This window comes from Lentzea sp. NPDC004789 (assembly GCF_053601075.1).
This window is the reverse complement of the sequence record NZ_JBSGBE010000001.1, coordinates 730,695-754,062: the sequence shown is the minus strand read 5'-3', so window position 1 is coordinate 754,062 and position 23,368 is coordinate 730,695. Positions and strand designations below refer to the sequence as shown.

28 protein-coding genes are annotated in these 23,368 nt (G+C 70.0%); 24 read left to right on the top strand and 4 right to left on the bottom strand.

Features of this window, described 5'->3' with window-relative positions:
• Nucleotides 1-195: 195 nt before the first annotated feature.
• The 4 genes from ACWEIJ_RS03750 (at nt 196) to ACWEIJ_RS03735 (ending at nt 2,928) form a co-directional block, all read left to right on the top strand.
• A complete protein-coding gene (locus ACWEIJ_RS03750; protein WP_030477960.1) occupies nt 196-408 on the top strand; it encodes a helix-turn-helix domain-containing protein in 213 nt (70 codons plus the stop codon).
• A 130-nt stretch (nt 409-538) separates the two neighbouring features.
• Nucleotides 539-640 carry a 30S ribosomal protein bS22 gene (locus ACWEIJ_RS03745; RefSeq protein ID WP_015105422.1) on the top strand — a complete coding sequence of 34 codons (102 nt, stop codon included), beginning with the start codon at nt 539-541 and terminating at the stop codon, nt 638-640.
• Nucleotides 641-915: 275 nt separating this feature from the next.
• Nucleotides 916-1,953, top strand: a complete 1,038-nt coding sequence (locus tag ACWEIJ_RS03740; RefSeq protein WP_449835615.1) for an NAD-dependent epimerase/dehydratase family protein — start codon at nt 916-918, stop codon at nt 1,951-1,953.
• A gap of 15 nt (nt 1,954-1,968) precedes the next feature.
• Nucleotides 1,969-2,928 (top strand): lysophospholipid acyltransferase family protein, encoded by a 960-nt coding sequence (locus ACWEIJ_RS03735; RefSeq protein ID WP_449835614.1) that lies wholly within the window; start codon nt 1,969-1,971, stop codon nt 2,926-2,928.
• On the opposite strand, the gene ACWEIJ_RS03730 is transcribed toward ACWEIJ_RS03735, so the two are convergent.
• Nucleotides 2,897-4,156, bottom strand: coding sequence for an isocitrate lyase/PEP mutase family protein (locus tag ACWEIJ_RS03730; RefSeq protein WP_449835613.1), 1,260 nt, complete (start codon nt 4,154-4,156; stop codon nt 2,897-2,899). The two genes, ACWEIJ_RS03735 and ACWEIJ_RS03730, sit on opposite strands and share 32 nt — an antisense overlap.
• Before the next feature lie 57 nt (nt 4,157-4,213).
• On the opposite strand from ACWEIJ_RS03730, the gene ACWEIJ_RS03725 reads away from it, so the two are divergent.
• Nucleotides 4,214-4,864 carry an ArsR/SmtB family transcription factor gene (locus ACWEIJ_RS03725; RefSeq protein ID WP_449835612.1) on the top strand — a complete coding sequence of 217 codons (651 nt, stop codon included), beginning with the start codon at nt 4,214-4,216 and terminating at the stop codon, nt 4,862-4,864.
• On the opposite strand, the gene ACWEIJ_RS03720 is transcribed toward ACWEIJ_RS03725, so the two are convergent.
• From ACWEIJ_RS03720 to ACWEIJ_RS03710, 3 genes are all read right to left on the bottom strand, one after another.
• Nucleotides 4,861-5,358: a DUF4232 domain-containing protein gene (locus tag ACWEIJ_RS03720; protein ID WP_449835611.1), complete on the bottom strand. Its 498-nt coding sequence runs from the start codon at nt 5,356-5,358 to the stop codon at nt 4,861-4,863. The two genes, ACWEIJ_RS03725 and ACWEIJ_RS03720, sit on opposite strands and share 4 nt — an antisense overlap.
• 87 nt (nt 5,359-5,445) lie before the next feature.
• Nucleotides 5,446-5,682 carry a glutaredoxin family protein gene (locus tag ACWEIJ_RS03715; protein ID WP_449835610.1) on the bottom strand — a complete coding sequence of 79 codons (237 nt, stop codon included), beginning with the start codon at nt 5,680-5,682 and terminating at the stop codon, nt 5,446-5,448.
• Between the two features lie 2 nt (nt 5,683-5,684).
• Nucleotides 5,685-7,160, bottom strand: a complete 1,476-nt coding sequence (locus tag ACWEIJ_RS03710) for an AMP-binding protein (protein WP_449835609.1) — start codon at nt 7,158-7,160, stop codon at nt 5,685-5,687.
• Between the two features lie 211 nt (nt 7,161-7,371).
• Here ACWEIJ_RS03710 and ACWEIJ_RS03705 point away from each other — a divergent pair, with 211 nt between their 5' ends.
• From ACWEIJ_RS03705 to ACWEIJ_RS03615, 19 genes are all read left to right on the top strand, one after another.
• Complete coding sequence (locus ACWEIJ_RS03705; protein WP_449835608.1) at nt 7,372-7,947, top strand: sigma-70 family RNA polymerase sigma factor; 576 nt, start codon at nt 7,372-7,374, stop codon at nt 7,945-7,947.
• Nucleotides 7,948-8,001: 54 nt separating this feature from the next.
• On the top strand, nt 8,002-9,075 hold the full coding sequence (locus tag ACWEIJ_RS03700) for a DUF5667 domain-containing protein (protein WP_449835607.1): 1,074 nt from the start codon (nt 8,002-8,004) through the stop codon (nt 9,073-9,075).
• A 41-nt stretch (nt 9,076-9,116) separates the two neighbouring features.
• Nucleotides 9,117-10,013 carry an HAD family hydrolase gene (locus ACWEIJ_RS03695; RefSeq protein WP_449835606.1) on the top strand — a complete coding sequence of 299 codons (897 nt, stop codon included), beginning with the start codon at nt 9,117-9,119 and terminating at the stop codon, nt 10,011-10,013.
• A 64-nt stretch (nt 10,014-10,077) separates the two neighbouring features.
• Nucleotides 10,078-11,547 carry a molybdopterin-dependent oxidoreductase gene (locus tag ACWEIJ_RS03690; RefSeq protein ID WP_449835605.1) on the top strand — a complete coding sequence of 490 codons (1,470 nt, stop codon included), beginning with the start codon at nt 10,078-10,080 and terminating at the stop codon, nt 11,545-11,547.
• A gap of 69 nt (nt 11,548-11,616) precedes the next feature.
• Nucleotides 11,617-12,225 (top strand): fasciclin domain-containing protein, encoded by a 609-nt coding sequence (locus ACWEIJ_RS03685; RefSeq protein WP_449835604.1) that lies wholly within the window; start codon nt 11,617-11,619, stop codon nt 12,223-12,225.
• A 207-nt stretch (nt 12,226-12,432) separates the two neighbouring features.
• Entirely contained in the window at nt 12,433-13,158 is a 726-nt protein-coding gene (locus ACWEIJ_RS03680; RefSeq protein ID WP_449835743.1) for a redox-sensing transcriptional repressor Rex, read from the top strand.
• Between the two features lie 37 nt (nt 13,159-13,195).
• The gene (locus tag ACWEIJ_RS03675) at nt 13,196-14,512 is read left to right on the top strand and encodes a glutamyl-tRNA reductase (RefSeq protein ID WP_449835603.1); all 1,317 of its coding nucleotides are present in this window, start codon (nt 13,196-13,198) and stop codon (nt 14,510-14,512) included.
• Nucleotides 14,509-15,444 carry a hydroxymethylbilane synthase gene (gene hemC, locus ACWEIJ_RS03670; protein ID WP_355440926.1) on the top strand — a complete coding sequence of 312 codons (936 nt, stop codon included), beginning with the start codon at nt 14,509-14,511 and terminating at the stop codon, nt 15,442-15,444. The genes ACWEIJ_RS03675 and hemC overlap by 4 nt, the downstream gene beginning before the upstream one ends.
• A gap of 18 nt (nt 15,445-15,462) precedes the next feature.
• A complete protein-coding gene (locus tag ACWEIJ_RS03665) occupies nt 15,463-16,995 on the top strand; it encodes a uroporphyrinogen-III synthase (protein WP_449835602.1) in 1,533 nt (510 codons plus the stop codon).
• 76 nt (nt 16,996-17,071) lie between these two features.
• Nucleotides 17,072-18,046 carry a porphobilinogen synthase gene (gene hemB / locus ACWEIJ_RS03660; RefSeq protein WP_449835601.1) on the top strand — a complete coding sequence of 325 codons (975 nt, stop codon included), beginning with the start codon at nt 17,072-17,074 and terminating at the stop codon, nt 18,044-18,046.
• Nucleotides 18,031-18,543 carry a hypothetical protein gene (locus tag ACWEIJ_RS03655; protein ID WP_449835600.1) on the top strand — a complete coding sequence of 171 codons (513 nt, stop codon included), beginning with the start codon at nt 18,031-18,033 and terminating at the stop codon, nt 18,541-18,543. The genes hemB and ACWEIJ_RS03655 overlap by 16 nt, the downstream gene beginning before the upstream one ends.
• A 9-nt stretch (nt 18,544-18,552) precedes the next feature.
• Nucleotides 18,553-19,005, top strand: a complete 453-nt coding sequence (locus ACWEIJ_RS03650; RefSeq protein WP_449835599.1) for a hypothetical protein — start codon at nt 18,553-18,555, stop codon at nt 19,003-19,005.
• A complete protein-coding gene (locus ACWEIJ_RS03645; protein WP_449835598.1) occupies nt 19,002-19,400 on the top strand; it encodes a hypothetical protein in 399 nt (132 codons plus the stop codon). The genes ACWEIJ_RS03650 and ACWEIJ_RS03645 overlap by 4 nt, the downstream gene beginning before the upstream one ends.
• Nucleotides 19,397-20,047 (top strand): hypothetical protein, encoded by a 651-nt coding sequence (locus tag ACWEIJ_RS03640; protein ID WP_449835597.1) that lies wholly within the window; start codon nt 19,397-19,399, stop codon nt 20,045-20,047. The genes ACWEIJ_RS03645 and ACWEIJ_RS03640 overlap by 4 nt, the downstream gene beginning before the upstream one ends.
• The gene (locus tag ACWEIJ_RS03635) at nt 20,047-20,466 is read left to right on the top strand and encodes a hypothetical protein (RefSeq protein WP_449835596.1); all 420 of its coding nucleotides are present in this window, start codon (nt 20,047-20,049) and stop codon (nt 20,464-20,466) included. The genes ACWEIJ_RS03640 and ACWEIJ_RS03635 overlap by 1 nt, the downstream gene beginning before the upstream one ends.
• Before the next feature lie 5 nt (nt 20,467-20,471).
• Nucleotides 20,472-20,825, top strand: coding sequence for a hypothetical protein (locus ACWEIJ_RS03630; RefSeq protein ID WP_449835595.1), 354 nt, complete (start codon nt 20,472-20,474; stop codon nt 20,823-20,825).
• Nucleotides 20,826-20,836: 11 nt separating this feature from the next.
• The gene (hemL, locus tag ACWEIJ_RS03625; RefSeq protein ID WP_449835594.1) at nt 20,837-22,132 is read left to right on the top strand and encodes a glutamate-1-semialdehyde 2,1-aminomutase; all 1,296 of its coding nucleotides are present in this window, start codon (nt 20,837-20,839) and stop codon (nt 22,130-22,132) included.
• Nucleotides 22,129-22,758: a histidine phosphatase family protein gene (locus ACWEIJ_RS03620; RefSeq protein ID WP_449835593.1), complete on the top strand. Its 630-nt coding sequence runs from the start codon at nt 22,129-22,131 to the stop codon at nt 22,756-22,758. Before hemL ends, ACWEIJ_RS03620 begins: the two co-directional genes overlap by 4 nt.
• Nucleotides 22,755-23,312 (top strand): TlpA family protein disulfide reductase, encoded by a 558-nt coding sequence (locus ACWEIJ_RS03615; RefSeq protein WP_449835592.1) that lies wholly within the window; start codon nt 22,755-22,757, stop codon nt 23,310-23,312. Before ACWEIJ_RS03620 ends, ACWEIJ_RS03615 begins: the two co-directional genes overlap by 4 nt.
• The last annotated feature ends 56 nt before the right edge of the window (nt 23,313-23,368 follow it).

Genomic DNA, 23,368 nt, shown 5'->3' with positions numbered 1-23,368 from the left:
GTACTCCAGGAGAGGACGCGGGGGCCCCGCGTGCCGTCCGGGGAAACGCGGGAGGCCCCGCGTTGCTCGCAAGCAGCACTGGTTGGACGTCGCAGGAGTCACACCAGTCCCGCTACTCTCAGGAGAGCACGTGCGTGTCGAACCGTCGGTGGGGAAGACCGACGGCACGACACGTGTCGAAGGATGCGGTGATACATGCCTGCGAAGGAGAACGAACGAACAGGTCTCGCTCAGGTGCAGTTCCTGACCGTGGCCGAAGTGGCCTCGATGATGCGGGTCTCGAAGATGACCGTGTACCGCCTGGTGCACTCCGGTGAGCTGCCCGCAGTGAGGGTCGGCAAGTCGTTCCGGGTGCCCGAGAAAGCGGTCCACGCCTACCTCGAGAACGCGTACTTCGACGCTGGCTGAAGGCTGCTGAAGACTGGCGAACCCCAGCGGGTAGACTGGTAGGCCGATCGTGCTTACCGGCGCGCCGTGCTTGACACGGCCAAGGCTGGGGCGCGCCAGTCAAAGCAACGTCTAGAGCTAAGGATCCCGCATGGGCTCGGTCATCAAGAAGCGCCGCAAGCGCATGTCGAAGAAGAAGCACCGCAAGCTGCTGCGCAAGACCCGTGTCCAGCGCAGGAAGCGCGGCAAGTAAGCCCGTGCGCGCTCTTACCGCCGCCGGTCCCCTCGCGGGTCCGGCGGCGGTTGCGTTCGCGGGGTCGCCCGAGTGGCCGCACCCAGGTGCTTGCGCACACACGGAATATCACCCTGTGAGATGAGCGGCGGGAAACACGGGAACGGTCGCCGCCGATCGGGTGATTAGCGGGTAAAGCCTGCGTGACCTGCGTCAAGAGGGCGTTCCGGCCCCCTCCGGTTTCACATCTGGCTTGTAGCATCGACCAATCGCAACGCCCTTCTGCTTGGAGTCGCATGACGCCCAAGGTCGTCCTCGTCACCGGAGTCAGCCGCTTCCTCGGCGGCCATCTCGCCGCGCGGTTCGCCGCCAACCCGGACATCGAGCGCGTGCTCGGCGTGGACACCGAGCCGCCGCCGCGTGATCTCCTGCGCAGGATGGGCCGGGCGGAGTTCGTGCGGGCCGACATCCGCAACCCGCTGATCAGCAAGGTCATCTCCACCGCGAACGTGGACACGGTCGTGCACGCGTCCGTCACCGCCAACCCGGCCGGGCCCACCGGTCGCACGGCGATGAAGGAGATGAACGTCATCGGCACCATGCAGCTGCTGGCCGCGTGCCAGAAGTCGCCCAAGGTGCAGAAGCTCGTCGTGAAGTCCACCAGCGCCGTGTACGGGTCCAGCAGCCGCGACCCCGCGGTGTTCACCGAGGACATGGGCCCCAAGGACCTGCCGTCGTCCGGTTACGCCAAGGACGCCGTCGAGGTCGAGGGGTACGTGCGCGGGTTCGGCCGTCGCCGCCCGGACGTGAACGTCACCACACTCCGGTTCACGAACTTCATCGGTCCGCGCATCGACACGGTGCTGACCCGCTACTTCGCCCTCCCGGTCGTGCCCACCGTCCTGGGCTACGACGCTCGTGTGCAGCTGCTGCACTCCGAGGACGCCCTCGCTGTCCTCGAACGCGCGACGCTGCACGACCTGCCCGGTGTGTTCAACGTGGGAGGCGACGGCGTGCTGCTGCTGTCGCAGGCCATCCGGCGGGCGGGCAGGCTGAACCTGCCGGTGCCCAGCGTGGCCGTGCCCACCGTCGGCGGCTTCTTCCGGAGCGCCCGGCTCGTCGACTTCTCGCCCGACCAGATGAGGTTCCTCAACTGGGGGCGTGTGGTCGACACCACCCTGCTGAAGAAGGAGTTCGGGTTCACGCCGCGATGGACCACTCAGCAGGCGTTCGACGACTACGTGAGCGGACGAGGCCTGAAGCCGCTCATCGACCCGGAGACGATTGCCGCCGCGGAACGGGGAATCCTCGACGTGGCCGCTCGTTTCCGCTGATCTTTGCCTGAGGAGATGAACGCAGTGGCAGGAGCACGCGTTATCCCGCTGCACGACCCGGAGCGCGACGCCGCGCGCAGATCACGCCACGTCGAGGTGGTCCCCGAGCCCGCGCAGCAGCAGTCCGAGACACCGGACTGGGAGCGCAGGCTGGCCGACCTGCTGTCGTTCGCGCGCAGGCGGATCGCGGGCGACTACCAGATCGACGAGTTCGGTTTCGACCGCGACCTCACCGAGAACGTGCTGATGCCGCCGCTGAAGCCGTTGTACGAGAAGTGGTTCCGGGTCGAGACGATCGGGATGTCCAACATCCCCACGGCCGGTGGCGCGCTGATCGTGGCGAACCACTCCGGCACGTTGCCGCTCGACGCGCTGATGACGTCCTTCGGCATCGCGTCCGAGCACCCAGCGGGGCGGCACATGCGCATGCTCGGCGCCGACCTGGTGTTCCGCACGCCGTTGCTGGGCGCGCTGGCCCGCAAGTCCGGCCAGACGCTCGCCTGCAACCCGGACGCCGAGCGGCTGCTGTCGTCGGGTGAGCTCGTCGGCGTGTGGCCGGAGGGCTTCAAGGGCATCGGCAAGCCGTTCAAGGACCGCTACAAGCTGCAGCGCTTCGGCCGCGGCGGTTTCGTCGCCGCCGCGCTGAAGACCGGTACGCCGATCATCCCGTGCTCGATCGTCGGGGCCGAGGAGATCTACCCGATGATCGGCGACATCAAGGCGCTGGCGCGGCTGTTCGGCTTCCCGTACTTCCCGGTGACACCGTTCTTCCCGTTGCTCGGGCCGCTCGGCGCCATCCCGTTGCCGTCGAAGTGGTACATCGAGTTCGGCGAGCCGATCCGCACCGACGTGTTCGGCGAGAACGCGGCCGACGACCCGATGCTCGTCTTCAACCTCACCGACCAGGTGCGCGAGACGATCCAGCAGACCCTGTACCGCCTGCTCACCCAGCGTCGGAACGTGTTCCTGGGCTGATCAGCGCCTGCACCTCGGCGTAGCCGAACGCTTGTGCCGTGCCACCGTCGCGCACCGCTTTCGCGGTCGCGACGGTGTGCCGCAGCGCGGCTCGGAACAGCAGCGACCCGGTGCTGATCCGCCGCACGCCGAGGTCGCGGAGCTGGGCCGGTGTGCGTTGCTGGGCCAGCACGTTCAACGGCGCCAGGTGCGCGAGCTTCTCGATGTCGCGCGGCTCGGTCAGGCCGGGCACGAAGATCCCGTCCGCGCCGGCGTCGACGTACCTCCTGGCGCGCTCCTCGGTCTCCTCGATCGCGATGCCGTGCCAGTGGGTGTCGATGCGGGCGTTCAGGAAGACGCCGGGGGCGCGCTCCTTCACCCTGCTGATCAGGAGCGCCTGCTCCTCCGGTGCGGCGAGGCCGTGCGGGCGACCGTCCTCCAGGTTCACCCCGGCCGCGTCGAGGTTCGCGACCAGTTCGGCGGGGTCCTGGCCGAAGCCCGACTCCAGGTCGACGGTGACCGGGCACGGCAGGTCCTTGAGCAGTGCCGCCAGCGCGACCGCCTGCTCTCCGGCGAGCCCCATGCCGTCGGGGAGGCCGTGCGCGGCCGCGACACCGAGGCTCGTCGTGCCGATCGCCAGGAAGCCCGCCGCGTGCAGGGCGGCCGCCGACGAGTAGTCCCACGCGTTGGGGAGGACCAGCGGCTCGTCCTGGTGGTGCATGGCCTTGAACGCCATGTTCTTGGCGATCTTGGTGGCCAGTGTTCGCCCTGGGCAGGCGTGCGGCCCGTGCCCGAACGGGTGCGCGTCGAGGCCGACCTCGATCACGCCGCCCTCAGCGGCCCTGCGCGTGATCGGGACCGGCGGGGCGGGGTTCCCGGTGCGGAGGTGCTCGGCGAGCGCGTGCGTGGCCGTCCAGGCCTGCACGAGCAGCCCGATCCGTGCGGCGGCCTCCTCGCCGTGGTCGCCCGCGAGGCGTTCCACGGCGGCGTCGGCTGCCGCGGTGACGGGCTCGTGCGGGTGGTACGTGATCTTCGCGATGTCCGGGAGCGAACCCGGCAGGCCGAGCCGGGTCGCGAGCTCGTCGAGCGTGGTGGCGTTGACGCCGTCGAGCAGCTTCTCCGTGAGCGCGCGCCTGCGGGCGTGCTCGGCGCCGTTGCTGAAGCGGACGACGTTCGCGCGCAGCCAGGCCACGCCTCGATCGCCCGCGGGAACGGAAGGGACGGGCAGGCTCAGCAGCTCCTCGGTCATGACGCCGACGCTAGGACGCGGACGTTTCGGTGCCGGCCGAAGTGTTCCGGCAGCAGAATGGCGGTCGTGCACGTACTGGCCGCACTGCTCGCCGACCGCACGCGAGCCGCGTTCTGCGAGGCCCTGCTGGACGGCAGGGCCTGGACGGCAACGGAGCTGGCGGCCCACGCCCGCGTCGCTGCGTCGACCGCCAGCGAGCACCTGACGCGGTTGATCGAGGGCGGCCTGCTCGTGGAGCACCGCCAGGGCCGCCACCGGTACGTGTCGCTGGCCGGTCCGCACGTCGCCGAGCTGCTGGAGACCATGACCGCCTTCGCCGGGCCGTCCCGGCCACGTGGGCTGCGGGCGACGTCCGCTTCGGAGGCGATGGCCCGCGGCCGCACCTGCTACGACCACCTGGCCGGGAAGCTCGGCATCGCGCTGAAGTCCGGCCTGCTCGACCTGGGGGTGGTGACGGCTGACCTGGCGATCACCGAGCCGGGCCTGGTGTGGTTGCAGGAGCTCGGCTTCGAACCGTCGAAACGCCAGGTCAGCAGGGCCTGTCTGGACTGGACCGAACGCGTCCCGCACCTCGCCGGGGCCGCCGCGGCGCACCTCTGCGCGGTGTTCTTCGAGCGCGGCTGGGTCAGGCGCATCGGCACGACCCGCGCGGTCGTGCTCACGCCGGCCGGTGACCAGGGCTGGCGTGAGCTCGGGCTGACCGCCTAGCTCGGGTACACCGCCGTGACGCTCAGCGGGGTGACCGAGGTCCCGCCGCATCCCACCTCGTCGGCGTACTCGACGTACAGCGGCACGAACTCGTCCGGCGGGTAGACCTTGATGCCCCACACCGGCTGTGGCAGGCAGTCCTCCGGGTCGTAGTTCCCCGGATTGGCGAAGCCGACGGTGGCGGACACCGAGGCGCCGTACGCCAGCGTGATCAGGTCACCGGTAGGCCCGTTGCGCCTCGCCGGGTTGCCCACCTGGGCGTCGGCGCGGTCCACGTAGGACACGCCGGGGAACCCCTTCAGCACGCAGGCCCCGAGCCTGCGCATGGTGAGCTTGATCTCCCGGTAGGCCGTTCCCGCCGCCGCACCCCGGTCGATGGACGTGATGTCGAGGTCGACCGACTTGCACGTCGGCAGCGGCGCCGCGTCCGCGACGGCGGTCCCGCCCGCCACGAAGCCCAACACCAGCAGAAATGTTCCGATGAGTCTCCTCATGTCGTCTCCCCCGAGACGTTGGAGTCAGTACATGGAGGAGACGCTCGTCACATCGGTCGCGTTGCCGGGCCAAAAGGGGACGAAAGGTCAGGCGAGGGCCGCCCGCAGGCGGTCCTCCTCCACCTGCCAGTAGCCGTGCTCGACCCCGTCGACCAGGAACACCGGCACCCGGTCGCCGTACTCGGCCCGCAGCTCGGGGTCGGCGTCCACGTCCTGCACGGACCAGGTCGCGCCCACCTCGCCGCAGATCCGTTCGACCTCGGCCTCGGCGACGTGGCACGAGTGGCACGTCTCGCGGCTCATCACGGTCACGTGGTGCGTCATCGTCAGGCTCCCAGCGGCTTGCGCAGGACGCGGCGGGCGAGCTTGCCGGTCGGCGAGTGCGGCAGTGCCGGGGCGAACTCCACCGACGTCGGCACCTTGAACTTCGCCAGCCTGGTCGCGCAGTGCGACACGACGTCCTCCGCCGAGACCGAGGCGCCGTCCCGCAGGACGACGACGGCCTTCACCGACTCGCCGGTCTTCTCGTCCGGCACGCCGACGGCCGCGGCCTCCACGACGTCCGGCAGCTCGCCGATGACCTTCTCCACCTCGTGCGGGTAGACGTTGAAGCCGTTCACGATGATCAGGTCGCCCGCCCGGTCGACCAGGTGCAGGTCGCCGTCGGCGTCGAGGTAGCCGACATCGCCCGTGCGGAACCACCCGGAGGAATCGGGGCCGTGGGCGCCGTCCGGCCAGTAGCCGCTGAAGAGGTTGTCGCCCTTCGCGGACACCAGGCCCGTGCCCGGCTCGTCCTCGTCGATGTCGAGCACCGAACCGTCCGTGTCGACCAGGCGGATCTCCACGCCCGGCAGCGCCCGGCCCACCGAGCCCTTCTTCGGCACGCCGCCGACCAGCGTCGACGTGAGCACCGGGCCCGTCTCGGTCAGGCCGTAGCCCTCGAAGACGGGGATGCCGATGGCCGTGCGCATCTCGTCGATGACCCCCGCCGGGAGCGGCGCCGCGCCGCTCGTGAAGAGTCGCACCGTGGCCAGCTTCTCGCGCAGCACCTCGATCGGGTTCGCCAGCAGCGCCCGGTACATGGGCGGCACGCCGACCATCGTGGTCACCCGGTGCTGCTCGATGACGTCCAACGCCCCGGCCGCGTCGAACCGCTCCAGCAGGACCGCCGTGGCGCCCGCGCCCGCGACCTGCAACAACCCGGGACCGAGGCCGTAGACGTGGAACAACGGCAGCGCGAGCAGCACCCGGTCGCCCGCGGTCACCGGCGCGGGCCGCAGCGAGGCGCACTGCGCGACGTTCGCGAGCAGCGCGCGGTGCGACAGCATCGCGCCGCGCGGCACGCCGGACGTGCCCGAGGTGTAGCCGAGCACGGCGATGTCCTCGCCGCCGCGCACGGCCTCGAACGGCTCGGCGGTCGCGTTGACGTCCGGGAGTTCGAGCACGGTGGCGTCGGCGCCCTCGCCGTCGCCGACCAGGAGCCCGGCGCCGGAGTCGGCCAGGATGCGCTGCAGCTCACGCGACGGGTTGCCGGGACCGGTGGGCACCACGACCCCGCCGGCGCGCAGAATTCCGAAGACCGCGACGACGAACTCGGGGCTCGTGGGCAGCCGTACCGCCACTCGGTCGCCCGGTTCGAGCCCGGAATCGGCCAAACGGCGGGCGAAAGCGTCGACCGCGCCGTCGATGGTTTCCCAGGTGAGGCTCACACCGCTCGCGACGTCGACCAGCGCGACGTGGCTTGGCCCCCGCTGTGCCGAAGCACGGACCAGATCTGCGACATTGCGAGCGGAAGTCAACATGGCCTCCTCATGAACAACTGAACGCTTCGAGCAGTCTTCCACGCGTGACGAGCGTCATGAAGCCGTGGTTCGCGCGTCTCCACATCGCAACCCCGTCAGCTACCTACTACGGAGTAACAAGACGTATGCTGCCGCCACGGCGACTCTGTGGAGGTGCCGCCAGCCGATGACCGCGCGGGCACGACCGAACACGATCAGGACCACCCGGACCATGACGGGAGGTCAGCACGACGACGCAGGCGACGAGCCGTGGCAGCTCGTCAAGGCCGCCCAGGAGGGTGACACCGATGCGTTCGGCGTGCTGTACGACAAGTACGTCGACATGGTGTTTCGCTATGTCCTCTTCCGGGTGGGCGGAGATCGCGCGTTCGCCGAGGACGTGACCAGCGAGACGTTCTTGCGCGCGCTGCGCAGCATCGGTTCGGTCAGTTACCAAGGGCGTGACGTGGGGGCGTGGTTCGTCACGATCGCCCGCAACATCGTCTTCGACCACGTGAAGTCGAGCCGCTACCGGCTGGAGGTCACGACGGCGGAGCTCCAGGACAACCGCGAGGAGACCGGCGGTCCCGAGCAGGAGGTGATGACCGAGGCGACCAACGCGGAGCTGCTCCGCTGCGTTTCTCAGTTGGGAGACGACCAGCGGGAGTGCATCGTGCTGAGGTTCATCGAGGGCAAGTCGGTGTCCGAGGTCGCCCAGCTCATGGACCGCAACGAGGGCGCCGTGAAGGCGCTGCAACACCGGGCCGTCCGACGGCTCGCGCAGATCCTCCCGTCGTGGTTGCGGTGATCACGATCGCAGGCGCGTAACCCAAAGCAGATCAACTTCGTTACTCGGGCTGAGATGGACGGTAAGGGAAGCACACCGCGGTGGCGGCACACGGAGCACGAGCGATTCGCCCGTGCGGTGGAAGGCGGTCCCCAGCCGGTCGGCCGGGACTCCGATCTCGCTGACGACCTGGCGATCGTCGAGATGCTCCGGTCCATGGACGTGGGCCCGGACGCCGAGACCCGCGCGCGCATGAAACAGCGCATCCTCACCGCGCCCCCGCCCGAGAAGCCGCTGGTCCTCTCGTCGGTAAGACGCGTGGGAGCGCGCGCACGGTTAGCAGTCGCAGCGGCCGCCGTCCTGTGCCTGCTGATGTCGCTGGGCGGCATGAGCGTGCTGCTCAGCCGTGACGCGCTCCCGGGAGACCCGCTCTACGGCGTCAAGCGCACCGCCGAAGGCGCCTCACTGGGCCTGACGTTCGACGACGAGTCGCGCGCCCTCAAGCACCTGGAGTTCGCCGCCTCCAGGGTCACCGAGATGGAGACCCTGGCCGATCGCTCCTCGGCGGAGTCCGCCCAGCTCACGGCCCTGAACGACCTGAACGCCGACGCGGTGGAAGGCGCCCGCCAGCTCACCACCTACGCCACGTCGTCCGATGAGAAGGCCCTGCCGGCGCTGAGCGATTGGGCCCTGAGCCAGTACGTGAAGCTCGGCACCCTGCGCCCCCGCCTGCCCGGCGAGGCGGGCACCCACGCCGACACGACGATGTGGCTGCTCGCGAGCATCGCCCAGCGAGCCCACGACCTGGCGGCCAGGGCGGGTTGCCCGTCCGTCGTCAGCGGCGCCACCGACTCCCTGGGCCCACTCCCGTCGAAGGCCGACTGCGCCTCCACCGACCCGAACGCGTCCACGGGCCGCAACCAGCCCTCGGTGCAGCCGACCCCCTCGACCGCACCCGTCCCGTCCGGTTCGGCGTCCCCGTCGACGCAGCCCTCGCAGTCGCTGCTGCCGGGCACCTCGACCACACCGTCGTCCCCGCCGGGAAGCACGCTCCCGCCGACCTCGGGCAAGCCGGGAATCACCATCCCGCTGCCCCTCCCGCTGCCCAGCATCTCGCTCCCGCTGCTCCCCGGCATCAGCTTCGGCTGAGTCGGGGGCTTTCCGCCGAACCTGATCGCTAGGCTTGGGACATGGCAGGCAAGCGTGATCTGGAGAGCGACCGGCTGGCCGAGCTAGCCGGCGAGGCATCGGCAGAGGCGGCGGTCCAGGCCGCCGCAGCGGCCCCGGAGCTCGAAGCCTCCCTCGCCGTGCCCACAGACCTGACCGCGGCCGCCTTCTTCGACGTGGACAACACGATGATGATGGGCGCCTCGATCTTCCACTTCGCCCGAGGCCTCGCCGCGCGCAAGTACTTCTCCTCCTCCGACCTCGCGGGCTTCGTCTGGCAACAGCTGAAGTTCCGCGTAGGCGGCCGCGAGGACCCGGCCTCCGTGAAGGCCAGCCGCGAGCAGGCCCTCTCCTTCGTGGCGGGCCGCAGCGTCGCCGAACTCGTCTCCCTCGGCGAGGAGATCTACGACGAACTGATGGCCGACCGCATCTGGAAGGGCACCCAGGCCCTGGCCCAAATGCACCTCGACGCAGGTCAACGCGTCTGGCTCGTCACCGCCACCCCGGTCGAACTGGCCCAGATCATCGCCCGCCGCCTGGGCCTCACCGGCGCCCTCGGCACCGTCTCCGAATCGGTCGACGGCGTCTACACGGGCCGCCTGGTGGGCGACCTCCTGCACGGCAAGGCCAAGGCCCAGGCCGTCCGCGCCCTGGCCGCCAAGGAAGGCCTGGACCTGCGCCGCTGCACCGCCTACTCGGACTCCTCGAACGACGTCCCGATGCTCTCGGTCGTGGGCACCGCCGTCGCCGTGAACCCGGACTCGCAGCTGCGCGAGATCTCCCGCCGCAAGGGCTGGGAGATCCGCGACTTCCGCACCGGCCGCAAGGCGGCCAAGATCGGAGTCCCGTCGGTCCTGGGCGCAGGCGCCCTGGCAGGCGCGGTGGCGGCCACCCTGGCGTACCGGCGCCGCTTGAAGTAGCCCGGCATTACCGAGCCCTTACAGCTCAGGCGAACCAACACCGACCAGGTGTCGAATAAGAACCATGAAGCCCACCAAGGCCGCCACAACCGGACTGCTGGCGATCCTCGCCGCCCTGGCCGCAGGCCACCTGGTAGCAGCCTTCGTGGGCCTGTCCGCCTCCCCGTACCTGGCCGTGGGCAACGCGGCGATCGACCTGACCCCGCCCTGGCTGAAGGACTTCGCCGTCATCACCTTCGGCACCAACGACAAACTCGCCCTCCTGACCGGCATGGCGATCGTCCTGGCAGCCACCGGCGTAGCCGCAGGCCTGGCCAGCCGAAACACCCCAACCCCCGGCACGGTGATCGCGGTAATACTGGGCCTGGTGGGCCTGGCAGCCGTCCTGACCAGGCCGGATGTGGGCCAGCTCAGCGTCCTCGCCCCGCTCGCCAGCCTCGCCGCCGGCGTCCTCGTGTTCCGCCACCTGCACAAGGAGACCGAACCCGACGAAACCAGGCGCAACTTCCTGATCACCGCGGGACTGGCGGTGGCGGCGGGCGTGGCGGGCCAGCTCCTGGGCAGCCGGACCGACGTGGAGGGCTCCAGGCAGGCCATCGGTGACCTCACCCCCAAGACCAAGGCCCCGGACGTCCCGGTCAACGCCGACTTCGTCAAGGACGGCACCCCGAGCTTCATCACCAGCGGCAAGGACTTCTACCGGATCGACACCGCGCTGAGCGTCCCCCGGATCCGCGCGGAGGAGTGGGCGCTGCGGGTCCACGGCATGGTCGAGCGGCCGATGGTCCTCACGTTCGACGAGATCCGCAAACGCGACCTGATCGAGGAGACCGTCACCCTGACCTGCGTCTCCAACGAGGTCGGAGGTCCGTACATCAGCAACGCGAACTTCATCGGCATCAGGATCGGCGACGTGCTGCGGGAAGCCGGCGTGAAAGCAGGTGCCGACCAGCTCTTCAGCACCAGCGACGACGGCTTCACCGCGGGCAGCCCGCTGGACTACGTCCTGGAACGCGGCCTGATCGCCATCGGCATGAACGGTGAACCGCTTCCGGCGGAACACGGATTTCCGGCGAGGTTGGTCGTCCCAGGTCTGTACGGCTACGTCTCGGCGACCAAATGGGTCACCGACCTGAACGTCACCACGTTCGCCAAGGAACAGGGCTACTGGATTCCACGTGGATGGGCCGCCAGGGCGCCGGTCAAAACGATGTCGCGAATCGACCGCCCGAGAGGCCTGAGCAAAGTCACGGGGAAGACCGCGGTCGCCGGCACGGCGTGGGCCCAGCCGAAGGGCGTGGCCAAGGTCGAGGTGAGGGTGGACGGCGGTGCCTGGCAGGAAGCCGAGCTGGGCGCGGACGTCAGCGACAGCACGTGGCGGATGTGGCGCCTCGAACTCGACCTGAAGCCGGGCAGTCACACGGTCGAGTGCCGGGCGACCGACAAAACCGGCTACACCCAGGATCAGGCGCGGCTGGACCCCATTCCGGACGGCGCCACGGGCTGGCACTCGATTTCCTTCACCGTCCAGTAGAACCGAATCCGAATTCACTCCGAATGTTCAGGCAGACAGGTCGGAAGAACATTCAGGGAGTGATCGAAAGTGCGAAAGACCCTCGCAGGTGTGTTCGCGTTCGCAATTGCGGGTCTGACCGCGTGCAGCGGCATGGACCGGCCCAGCACGATGACGAACACCCCGGCCACCACCACGACCACCACCGCCACGGGCATGACCAAGACCGGCGACGTCTTCGGTCCGGGCTGCGCGGGCGTGCCGCAGGACGGCAAGGGCTCGCTGCAGGGCATGGCGGAGGACCCGGTGGCCACGGCGGCGAGCAACAACCCGCTGCTCACCAAGCTGGTGGCGGCGGTCAAGGCGGCCGGCCTCGCCGACACGCTGAACTCGCAGCAGGCGATCACCGTGTTCGCGCCGGCCGATCCCGCCTTCGCCGCGCTCGGCGACGCGAAGTTCCAGGAGCTGGCCGGCAACCCGGCCGCCCTCACGCCGATCCTGCAGTACCACGTCGTGCCGATGCGTTACGACGCGAAGGGACTGCAAGCTGCGAAGACGGTCAAGACGCTGAGCGGAGGCGACCTGACCATCGCGGGATCCGGTGACAACCTCACGGTGAACGGCGCGCCGGTGCTGTGCGGCAACATCCCGACCAAGAACGCCACCGTGTTCGTGATCGGCAAGGTGCTCACCCCGTAGTGATCATGAAGCGATTCAGCGCTGGTCACGCCCTGTGACCAGCGCTGTCGCCGGTGCGCGACCGCTCTTCCGCCGACTTTGTGCATGCGTTCACAAGCGGTACGGTGTGGGTATCACCAAAGCCGCGGGGTCCCTGCGGTGAAGCACACCCGGAGGTCGGAGAGCGTGGCATCACAGCGGGGCGAAGGTGAGACGACCGCCACCCCTCTGGAGCCTGCCGACAGGGAGCGCGCCCGCGCGATCCCCGAGGCGGCGGTGGCCAGGCTCGCCGTGTACCTCCGCGTGCTGTCCGGCATGGCCGACCAGGGCGTCACGGCCGTCTCCAGCGAGGAGCTGAGCCAGGCCGCGGGCGTCAACGCGGCGAAGCTCCGCAAGGACCTCAGCTACATCGGGAGCTACGGCACGAGGGGCGTCGGCTACGACGTCGAGGTCCTCGTCAGCCACATCGAGCGCATCCTCGGCCTCACCCGCAACCACTCCGTCGCGGTCGTCGGCATCGGTAACCTTGGTCACGCTCTGGCCAACTACGGCGGCTTCCCCGGCCGCGGGTTTCCGGTCACCGCTCTCTTCGACGTCGACGCCGATCTCATCGGAGTGCCTGTTGGGGGCATTCCCGTCAGCCACATCGACGACATCACCGCCGTCTGCCTGGAACGAGAGGTCTCGATCGGCGTCATCGCGACGCCGCCGCCCGCCGCTCAGTCGGTTTGCGACCGTTTGGTATCTGCGGGCGTCCAGTGCATTCTGAACTTTGCACCAGTTGTCCTTCAGGTTCCAGACAACGTCGAGGTGCGCAAGGTTGACTTGGCGGTCGAGATGCAGATCCTGTCGTTCCACGTCGCTCGACGTGCGGACGAGGCTGTCCACAACGCGGGCGGCGTCTCGGTCGGCAACAACGGACTCGGTGTGGACGGGATGGTGATTCGCCCGTGAGCGTGAGCCAGACGGCTCCGGCAGACGTGGTGAGTGCATGAGCGTGCTCGTAGTCGGTCTGTCGCACCGCACCGCCCCAGTCCCGGTCCTGGAACGCGTCACCGTGGCCGAGCCGGACCTGCCCAAGGTCCTCGGCCAGTTGCTCGCCGCCGCCAGCGTCTCCGAGGCGATGGTCCTGTCGACCTGCAACCGGGTCGAGGTCTACGCCGTCGTCGAGTCGTTCCACGGCGGCATGTCCGAGGTCGTCGACGTGCTCGCGCAGCACGCCCAGGTCGATCCGCAGTCGCTCTACGAGCACTTTTACGTGCATTATGCCGCCGCAGCCGTGGAGCACCTGTTCTCCGTCGCGGCGGGCCTCGACTCGATGGTCGTCGGCGAGTCCCAGATCCTCGGCCAGCTGCGCGGTGCGTACGCGGCGGCGGACGAGGCGGGCACCGTCGGCAAGACCGTCCACGAGCTCACCCAGAACGCGCTGCGCGTCGGCAAGCGCGTGCACAGCGAGACCGGCATCGACCACGCGGGCGCGTCGGTCGTGTCCGAGGCGCTCGGTGACGCCGAGGCCGCGCTGGGCACGCTCGTCGGCAAGCGCGCGCTGCTCGTCGGCGCGGGCGCCATGGGCGGCCTGGCCGCCGCGCACCTGCGCAGGGCGGGCATCGGCGAGGTCGTCATCGCCAACCGGACGCAGGCCAACGGTGTGCGTTTGGCCACGTCGCTGAAGGCGGAGGGCGTCCCGGCGACGGCCGTCGACCTCACCGCGCTGCCCGTCGAACTCGATCTCGCGGACATCGTCTTCGCGTGCACCGGATCGGTCGACACGGTCGTCCGGGCGGACATGATCACCGCTCGCACCCGGCCGCTCGTCGTGTGCGACCTCGGCCTGCCCAAGGACGTCGACCCGGCCGCCGCGGAACTGCCGAACGTTCGTGTGGTGGACCTGGAAACGCTGCAGCGGCGTCTCTCGGACGCCCCGGCCGGCCAGGACGCGCGGATGGCCGCCCAGCTGGTCGCCGACGAGGTCAAGAGCTACCTCGCGACCCAGCGCTCCGCCGAGGTCACCCCGACCGTCACGGCGCTGCGCAAGCGGGCCGCCGAGGTGGTCGACGCCGAGCTGCTCCGCCTTGATTCGCGACTTCCCGAACTGGACGCCGCGACACGCGGTGAATTGGCCAAGACGGTGCGCCGCGTTGTAGACAAGCTCCTGCACACGCCGACCGTCAGGGTGAAGGAGCTCGCCTCCTCGCCTGGTGGTACCGGCTACGCGGAGGCTCTCCGCGAACTGTTCGGACTGGACCCGCAGGCTCCTGGGGTCGTCAGTCAGACCAAGCAAGCTCCTGTGGATGGTGAAACGCGGTGACCCGCACCCTACGGATCGGTACCCGTGGCAGCGCGCTGGCGCTCGCCCAGACGGGGACCGTCGCCGAGGCGCTGAAGGCTGCCGGAGCGCAGGTCGAGATCGTCGTCATCAAGACGCCGGGCGACCTCTCCGACGCGCCCATCGCCCAGATCGGCATCGGCGTGTTCACGTCCGCTCTGCGGGACGCGCTCGCCGGCGGTGAGATCGACGTCGCCGTCCACTCCTACAAGGACCTCCCCACCGCGCCGGACCCGCGTCTGGTGCTCGCGGCGGTGCCCCAGCGCGAAGACCCGCGCGACGCTCTCGTGGCGCGCGACGGTCTCACGCTCGGCGAGCTGCTCCCGGGGTCCACTGTGGGCACCGGCTCCCCGCGTCGCGCGGCCCAGCTGGAGGCGCTCGGCCTCGGGCTGAACATCGTTCCGCTGCGCGGCAACGTGGACACCCGCATCGGCAAGGTCCGCAGCGGCGAGCTCGACGCCGTGGTGCTGGCCCGTGCCGGCATCGCGCGTCTCGGTCGCGCGGACGAGATCACCGAGACGCTGGAGCCCATCCAGATGCTTCCCGCGCCCGCACAGGGCGCGTTGGCAGTCGAGTGCCGGATCGACGACGTCGATGCCGAGCACCTGATCCAGTCCACTTTGGACGATTCGGCCAGCCGGGCCGCTGTGACCGCCGAGCGCGCCATGCTGGCCGCGCTCGAGGCGGGCTGCAGCGCGCCGGTCGGCGCGCTGGCCGATGTGGTGGAAGACCTCGACGACGAGGGCAAGGTCGTGTACCGACTTTCCCTGCGCGGGGTCGCAGCGACGCCGGAGAACGATCTCCTCCGCGCGTCCGCCACCGGTGACTTGACCGAAGCTGAGGGACTCGGCCGGGCGCTGGCCGCCGAGTTGCTCGACCTCGGGGCCGCGGTTCTCAGCGGCCCAGAGGCGTAATCGATGGGGAGTGCCCTGATGACCCGCGCACGCAAGACCCCCGGACGCATCGCCTTCGTGGGCTCCGGCCCAGGCGACACCGGGCTGCTCACGGTCCGGGCCCACGACTTGCTCACCAGGGCCGAACTCGTGGTGACCGACCCGGACGTCCCGTCGGACGTCCTCGCGACCGTGGCCGAGGGAGTCGAGGTCCGCCCCGCTGTCGGCGAGTCCGCCGACGTGGCCAAGGACCTGGTGAACGAGGCCCGCAACGGCGCGACCGTCGTTCGCCTCGTCGCGGGTGACCCGCTGACCCTCGACTCGGTCGTGAAGGAAGCGCAGGCCGTCGCGAAGTCGACGATCCCGTTCGACGTCGTCCCCGGCGTGCCGTCGGGTACCGCCGTCCCGGCCTACGCGGGTGTCGCGCTCGGTGGCGTGCACACCGAGGTCGACGTGCGCACGGTCAGCGACTGGGCCGGCCTCGCCGCCTCGCCCGGCACGCTCGTGCTGCACGCGACCGGCTCGCACCTCGCCGAGGCCGCGTCGAACCTGGTCGAGAACGGTCTCGCGCCGCAGACGCCGGTCGCCGTGACCGCCGAGGGCACCGGCTTCCAGCAGCGCACCATCGACACCACGCTGGCGTCCGTCGCCGCGGACGCCGGTGACCTGAACGGCCCGCTGGTCGTCACGGTCGGTGCCGCCGCCGCGGCGCGCTCGAAGCTCTCCTGGTGGGAGTCGCGGGCGCTGTACGGCTGGCGCGTGCTGGTCCCGCGGACCAAGGAGCAGGCCGGCGCGATGAGCGAGCGGCTGCACTCGCACGGCGCGATCGCCGTCGAGGTGCCGACCATCTCGGTCGAGCCGCCGCGCAGCCCCGCGCAGATGGAGCGCTCGGTCAAGGGCCTGGTCGACGGCCGCTACCAGTGGGTCGTCTTCACCTCGACCAACGCCGTCCGCGCGGTGTGGGAGAAGTTCCGCGAGTTCGGCCTGGACGCCCGCGCGTTCTCCGGCGTGAAGATCGCCTGCGTCGGCGAGGCCACGGCCGCGAAGGTCCGCTCGTTCGGCATCATCCCCGAGCTCGTGCCGTCCGGTGAGCAGTCGTCCGAGGGCCTGCTGAACGACTTCCCGCCCTACGACGACATCCTGGACCCGGTCGACCGCGTGCTGCTGCCGCGGGCCGACATCGCCACCGAGACGCTGGCCGCGGGCCTGCGCGAGCGTGGCTGGGAGATCGACGACGTGACGGCGTACCGCACCGTGCGTGCGGCCCCGCCGCCCGCCGACACCCGCGAGATGATCAAGTCCGGTGGCTTCGACGCGGTGTGCTTCACCTCGTCGTCGACCGTGCGGAACCTGGTCGGCATCGCGGGCAAGCCGCACGCCCGCACGCTCGTCGCGTGCATCGGCCCGCAGACCGCCGAGACGGCGCGGGAGTTCGGCCTCCGGGTCGACGTGCAGCCCGAGGAGGCGAACGTGCCCGCGCTGGTCGACGCGCTGGCCGCACACGCAGCCCGGTTGCGCGCCGAGGGAGCGCTGCCTCCTCCGCGCAAGACCAAGCGTCTGCGCCGCAGCTAGAATTCAGTGAAGCCGTCGGGGCCACTCAAGATCCTTTGAGTGGCCCCTTCGACTCTCTCGCGACAGGGAGTCCGCCGTGTACCCACTTCACCGGCCGAGGCGTCTGCGCACGACGCCCGCCATGCGCCGCCTGGTCAGCGAGACCGAGGTGCGCCCGAGGCAGCTCGTGCTGCCGATGTTCGTCAAGGAAGGCCTGGCCGAGCCCGCGGAGATCGCGAGCATGCCCGGCGTCCTGCAGCACACCCGTGAGTCGCTGCGCAAGGCCGCGGTCGAGGCCGTGCAGGCCGGTGTCGGCGGCATCATGCTGTTCGGCGTCCCCGCCGAGCGCGACGCCGTCGGTTCCGGTGCGACCGACCCGGACGGCATCCTCAACGCCGCGCTGGGCGACCTCCGCGCCGAGCTGGGCGACAGCACCGTGCTGATGTCGGACTGCTGCCTCGACGAGTTCACCGACCACGGCCACTGCGGTGTGCTCGCCGCTGACGGCACCGTGGACAACGACGCGACGTTGGAGGTCTACGGCGAGATGGCCGTGGCCCAGGCGCGCGCCGGTGCTCACGTGGTCGGCCCCAGCGGCATGATGGACGGTCAGATCGGCTTCATCCGCAACGCGCTGGACGAGGCGGGCCTGCAGGACACCGGCATCCTCGCCTACTCGGTCAAGTACGCCTCCGCGTTCTACGGCCCGTTCCGCGACGCCGTCGAGTCGCAGCTCTCCGGCGACCGCAAGACCTACCAGCAGGACTCCGCGAACGGCCGTGAGGCTCTGCGGGAGGTGCAGCTGGACCTCGCCGAGGGCGCGGACATGGTCATGGTCAAGCCGGCGCTGCTGTACCTGGACGTGCTGCGCTCGGTCGCCGAGGTCTCGGACGTTCCCGTTGCGGCGTACCAGATCTCCGGCGAGTACGCGATGATCGAGGCCGCCGCCCAGAACGGCTGGATCGACCGCGAGCGCTCGATCCTGGAGTCGCTCACGTCCATCCGGCGGGCCGGCGCGGACATCGTGCTCACCTATTGGGCCGTGGAAGCGGCGCGGTGGCTCGACCGGTAACCACCACCGCTGTTCCGAAGCTGATCAACGTCGCGCGCTGGTTGTGGATCACCAGCGCGTGCGTCGGCATGGCGCGGTTCGTCGCGGAGCTCTTCGACCGCGAGATGCTGGTGGCGGAGGCGCGCCGGCAGAACCCGGCGCTCGGCCAGGACCAGATCGACGCGGGCGTGAACGGTGGAATCCTGTTCGGACTGCTGATCGCGATCGCGGTTCTGGTGCTGTACACGCGGCTGGCGAACACGATGGCGCGCGGCCGCAACTGGGCCAGGGTCGTGCTGACGGTGCTCGGTGCCGCGTCCGTCGGGTTCGGACTGTTCCGCCTCGTGCTGTTCGGCAGCGGCATCGCGGCGCGGTTCGGCGTGGAGATGCGGCCGGTCGATCTCGCCGTCACGTTCGTCACGCTGGTGCTGGAAAGCACGGCGATCGTGCTGATGTACCGGGTGTCGTCGCATTTCAGGACGCGCGTCACGGTGGACAGCGACATCCCGCGGTCCTAAGTTCCGACCGTGACGTCTCCTGAGGAATCGGGCACTCCTGGCACTCCGCGCACGATCACCGCGGGCTACTGGCTCGTCGTGGCCGGTTCCGCCCTCGGCGTGCTGGCCGCGCTGTACGTGCTGCTCAACAAACAGCAGCTGGTCGACGCGGCCGTGCAGGGCAACAAGGACCCGAAGATCACGCCGGACATGGTCGCCTCGACGGTCAACGGCCTGCTGGTCGTCTCGCTCGTCGTGACGGTCGTGCTCGCCGCGCTCGGCATCTGGTTCGCGGGCAAGGTGAAGGCCGGTCTGCGCAAGAGCCGCACCGGCCTGACGATCGCGCTGCCGATCGGCCTGTTCTTCCAGATGATCACGAACACGCTCGGCGTGGTGGCCGCGCTGATCGCCATCGCGGGCCTGGTGCTGTTCTACTTCCGCCAGTCGAGCGACTACCTGGCCGAGCACGAGCAGACGTCGTGAACGACGCTCCGAAGCAGGTCCGGATCGCGGCCGGGTTGTGGTTCGCGATCGCGGTGTTCGTGTTGTTCACCGCCATCGGCCTGTGGTTCCAGCGCGGCGAGATCGAGCGGTTGAGCGGCAGGGCGTCCGGTGAGGTGACGACGTTCCTGGTGGCGCTCACCGTCATCGCGGTGCTCTTCTCCGTGCTCTACGCCTGGCTCACCCGCACGTTCCTGCGGCGCAGGGCCTGGGCGCGGATCTCGCTGTCGTTCGTCGCGATCGGGCACATGCTGTGGTTGCTGGTCGTCGGCATCAGCGCGGCCAACCTGGTCACCCTGCTGCTCATCTGCGCCGCGGTGATCTTCACGTGGCAGCCGGCTGCGGCACAGTGGTTGGCGGAGGTGCGTGAGCAGTGACAGATCCCCAGAATCCGGCGCAGAATCCGGCGCAGAACCCGCCGCAGGACCCGTGGGCGAGCCCGGACCAGAACGTGCAGTGGCAGAACCCCGCGGGCGCCTACCCGGCGTACCCGGCGACGGGGCAGTACCAGGTGAGCCACGTCGGTCAGGCGAGCTTCGCGATGGCACCGCTCGCGCCCGCGCTGCTGCAGGAGCTGGCGCCGGCGCGGCCGGCCACGATCACCGCCGCGATGTGGATCTGGATCGCCGGCGCGGTGCTCTCCGTCGCGGTGATCCCGGTGATGTTGCTGAGCAACACCGACTACTTCCTCAACCTCGACGGCTCGATCGTCAGCGCGGAGGACCGCAAGGCCAGTGAGTTCGGCGTGCAGGCCATGGCGCTGATGTTCGGTTTCGGGATGCTCGTGGCCGCCGCGCCGTACGTGGCGTTCGCGATCGTGCTGCGCAACGGCCAGAACTGGGCGCGGATCCTGCTCACGATCCTCGGCGTGCTCGGGTTCCTCACGATGATCGCGGTCCTGCTGATCGCGTTGGCGGCGCAGGTGTGGCAGCCGGCGGTGACGATCAGCATCGTCGTGATGGGGCTGATCGTCGCGGCCGTGGTGCTGCAGTTCCTGCCCGCCTCTAACGAGTTCGTGCGGTAGTGCTGTACCGGGAGTCCGGCAGCAGCTGGTGGCCGCTTCTGTGGGGACCGGCGTTCGCGGTCGCGGGCTACCTGGTCGAGCTCACCACCGGACCGGCGTCCGCGGGCCTGTGGACGATCGTGGGGCTCGGGCTGACGCTCGGCGCGGTCCTGTGGGTGTACGGCAGGGTCAAGACCGGCAGCGTCGCGCTCACGGCCGAGGAGGCCGTGTTCGGGCGGGAGAAGCTGCCGGTGGCGATGATCGAGGCCTGCCGGGACGTCGGGGCGCCGACGGGCGCGCGGGTGCTCGGTGGTGGGTGGTCGGTGCCGAAGGGGACGACGGCGGTGCCGCTGCGCCTGCTCGACGGCACCGTGGTGCTGGCGTGGGCACGCGATCCGGAAGCCTTGCTCGCCGCTCTGCGCCGGGTCGTGAGAGGGTGAGCAACGTGACAGAGGCCGTGACTGAGCCGGAGACCGCGGTGGAGGAGTCCGAGACGGCGCCACCCGCCGGTGCGAGCCTGCACCAGCCCAAGCGGTGGCTCATCGCCGCGGGCGAGGTCGTCGCGATCGTCCTGCTGGCGTGGCTCGCCGTGTGGTGCTGGAACCGCGGTGTGGTCAAGCTCGCCTACCCGCTCCTCGAAGGCCACGAGCCGTTCATCTCCACGCGCTACCACGGCAACTGGATCGGCACGTCGGCCGGCGCGCTCACGCTGGCCGTGATCCTCGCGCTCGACGCGGTGCGGCAGGTCGTGCTGGCCCTGCGCACCCGGCCGCAGAAAGCCGTCGAAGCCGACGTGTGAGACTGGGGTACGTGACTGCGAGTCGATCCCAGGCCCTGTTCGAGCGCGCGTCGACGCTGACCCCCGGCGGGGTCAACTCTCCGGTGCGGGCGTTCCACTCCGTCGGCGGCACCCCGCGCTTCATGGTGCGCGGCGAGGGCCCGCACCTGTGGGACGCGGACGGCAACCGGTACGTCGACCTGGTGGCCTCGTGGGGGCCGATGATCCTCGGGCACGCCCATCCGTCCGTTGTGGAGGCGGTGCAGAAGGCGGCCGCGTCGGGACTGTCGTTCGGCACGCCGACCGAGGGTGAGATCGAGCTCGCCGCCGAGCTGGTCGACCGGGTCGAGCCGGTCCGCCAGGTCCGCCTGGTCAACTCGGGCACCGAGGCCACGATGAGCGCGATCCGCCTCGCGCGCGGCTTCACCGAGCGCCGCAAGATCATCAAGTTCGCCGGCTGCTACCACGGCCACGTCGACGCGCTCCTGGCGCAGGCGGGCTCCGGCGTCGCGACCCTGGGCCTGCCGACCTCGCCCGGCGTCACGGGCGCGCAGGCCGCCGACACGCTCGTGCTGCCGTACAACGACATCGAGGCCGTGCGGAAGGCGTTCGCGGAGAACCCCGACGAGATCGCCTGCGTCATCACCGAGGCCGCGGCGGGCAACATGGGCGCCGTCGCGCCCGGTCCGGACTTCAACGCCGCACTGCGCGAGATCTGCGATGCCTCCGGCGCGTTGCTGATCATGGATGAGGTCATGACCGGCTTTCGCGTCTCGCGGGCCGGTTGGTTCGGCCTGGAGCGCGTGCGCGGCGACCTCTACACGTTCGGCAAGGTCATGTCGGGTGGCCTGCCCGCGGCGGCGTTCGGCGGCCGCGCGGACGTGATGGCCCGGCTCGCGCCGTCCGGCCCGGTGTACCAGGCGGGCACGCTGTCCGGTAACCCCGTCGCGGTGGCCGCGGGCCTCGCGACCCTGCGCGCGGCCGACGACGAGGTCTACACGGCGTTGGACCGCAACGCTTCCAGGCTGGGCGCGCTGTTCACCGCCGCCCTCACCGAGGCCGGCGTCGAGCACCGCGTGCAGTTCGCCGGGAACCTGGTGAGCGTGTTCTTCGGTGCTGCCGAGGTGAAGGACTACGCGGGCGCGCAGGCGTCCGAGACGTGGCGCTTCCCGCCGTTCTTCCACGCTCTGCTGGAACGAGGCGTCTACGCGCCGCCCTCGGCCTACGAGGCGTGGTTCGTCAACGCCGCCATGGGGGAAGAGGAGTTCGCCGTGATCGCCGACGCGCTGCCGCACGCGGCCCGCGCCGCCAAGGAGGCCCGCCAGTGACCCGCACCGTCGTCCACCTGCTCCGCCACGGTGAGGTGCACAACCCGACCGGTATCCTGTACGGCCGCATCCCCGGCTTCCGGCTGTCCGAGCGCGGCCAGAAGCAGGCCCTGACCGTCGCCGAGCACCTCGCGGACCACGACATCGTGCACGTGGTCGCCTCGCCGTTGGAACGCGCCCAGCAGACCGCGGCACCGATCGCCGACTCGCACCGGCTGGAGCTCGCCACCGACGAGCGGCTGATCGAGGCCGACAACCAGTTCGAGGGCCTGAAGGTGGCGGTCGGCGACGGCGCGCTGCGCTCCCCTCAGCACTGGGGCAAGCTCGTCAACCCGTTCAAGCCGTCGTGGGGCGAGCCCTACATCGACATCGCCCACCGGATGCTCGGCGCCGTGCAGAAGGCCAGGTCCGAGGCCGAGGGGCACGAGGCGGTCTGCGTCTCGCACCAGCTGCCCATCTGGACCGTCCGCCGGTTCCTGGAGGGCAAGCGGATGTGGCACGACCCTCGTCGCCGGGAGTGCTCGCTCGCCTCCTTGACGTCGTTGATCTTCGAGGGTGAGCAGTTGGTGCGGATCGCTTACTCGGAGCCGGTCGGTGCGACCAATCCTCGGGTGACCGGGGCATGAAGCGTTTCCTGGTTCTGCTGTTGCTCGTTTCCGGGTGTTCGGTCGGGAAGGACGCCACTCAGGTCGGTGGCGGGGACTTCTACCTCGTGGCGCCGGGTGGGCAGGTCAAGATCCGGTACTCCGGGGCTGATCGCAAGCCGCTGACGGGGCTCGAAGGGGAGTCCCTCATGGAGGACGGCAAGACCGTTCGGCTGTCCGACTACGCCGGCAAGCCCGTGGTGATCAACATCTGGGGGGCCTGGTGCGGGCCCTGCCGGACCGAGGCTCCCGAGATGCAGAAGCTGTTCGCTGCTGGGCATCAGGTGCTCGGGGTTGACGTCAAGGAGACGGAGAAGGACCATCCTCGGGACTTCATGAAGGATCGGTCTCTTACTTATCCGTCCATTTATGACGCTTCTTCTCGTAGCTTTGTGAACGTGTTCAAGGGGGTTCCGGCCAACGTCGTGCCTTCCACCTTCGTGGTCGACAAGAACCACAAGGTGGCCGCGGTCTTCCTGGTGCCGGTGCTGGCTTCCGACGTCCAGCCGGTGCTGGACGACCTCGCCAAGGAGTAACCCACACGGGTGCTTCTAGAGCCACGCGGGGAGCTTTCGTACTCTCCTGGCGCACG

Coding starts and splice junctions, on each gene's coding strand:
- ACWEIJ_RS03750 (WP_030477960.1), top strand. CDS start 196: ATGCCTGCGAAGGAGAACGAACGAACAGGTCTCGCTCAGGTGCAGTTC.
- ACWEIJ_RS03745 (WP_015105422.1), top strand. CDS start 539: ATGGGCTCGGTCATCAAGAAGCGCCGCAAGCGCATGTCGAAGAAGAAG.
- ACWEIJ_RS03740 (WP_449835615.1), top strand. CDS start 916: ATGACGCCCAAGGTCGTCCTCGTCACCGGAGTCAGCCGCTTCCTCGGC.
- ACWEIJ_RS03735 (WP_449835614.1), top strand. CDS start 1,969: ATGAACGCAGTGGCAGGAGCACGCGTTATCCCGCTGCACGACCCGGAG.
- ACWEIJ_RS03730 (WP_449835613.1), bottom strand. CDS start 4,156: ATGACCGAGGAGCTGCTGAGCCTGCCCGTCCCTTCCGTTCCCGCGGGC.
- ACWEIJ_RS03725 (WP_449835612.1), top strand. CDS start 4,214: ATGGCGGTCGTGCACGTACTGGCCGCACTGCTCGCCGACCGCACGCGA.
- ACWEIJ_RS03720 (WP_449835611.1), bottom strand. CDS start 5,358: ATGAGGAGACTCATCGGAACATTTCTGCTGGTGTTGGGCTTCGTGGCG.
- ACWEIJ_RS03715 (WP_449835610.1), bottom strand. CDS start 5,682: ATGACGCACCACGTGACCGTGATGAGCCGCGAGACGTGCCACTCGTGC.
- ACWEIJ_RS03710 (WP_449835609.1), bottom strand. CDS start 7,160: ATGTTGACTTCCGCTCGCAATGTCGCAGATCTGGTCCGTGCTTCGGCA.
- ACWEIJ_RS03705 (WP_449835608.1), top strand. CDS start 7,372: ATGACGGGAGGTCAGCACGACGACGCAGGCGACGAGCCGTGGCAGCTC.
- ACWEIJ_RS03700 (WP_449835607.1), top strand. CDS start 8,002: ATGGACGGTAAGGGAAGCACACCGCGGTGGCGGCACACGGAGCACGAG.
- ACWEIJ_RS03695 (WP_449835606.1), top strand. CDS start 9,117: ATGGCAGGCAAGCGTGATCTGGAGAGCGACCGGCTGGCCGAGCTAGCC.
- ACWEIJ_RS03690 (WP_449835605.1), top strand. CDS start 10,078: ATGAAGCCCACCAAGGCCGCCACAACCGGACTGCTGGCGATCCTCGCC.
- ACWEIJ_RS03675 (WP_449835603.1), top strand. CDS start 13,196: ATGAGCGTGCTCGTAGTCGGTCTGTCGCACCGCACCGCCCCAGTCCCG.
- ACWEIJ_RS03665 (WP_449835602.1), top strand. CDS start 15,463: ATGACCCGCGCACGCAAGACCCCCGGACGCATCGCCTTCGTGGGCTCC.
- ACWEIJ_RS03615 (WP_449835592.1), top strand. CDS start 22,755: ATGAAGCGTTTCCTGGTTCTGCTGTTGCTCGTTTCCGGGTGTTCGGTC.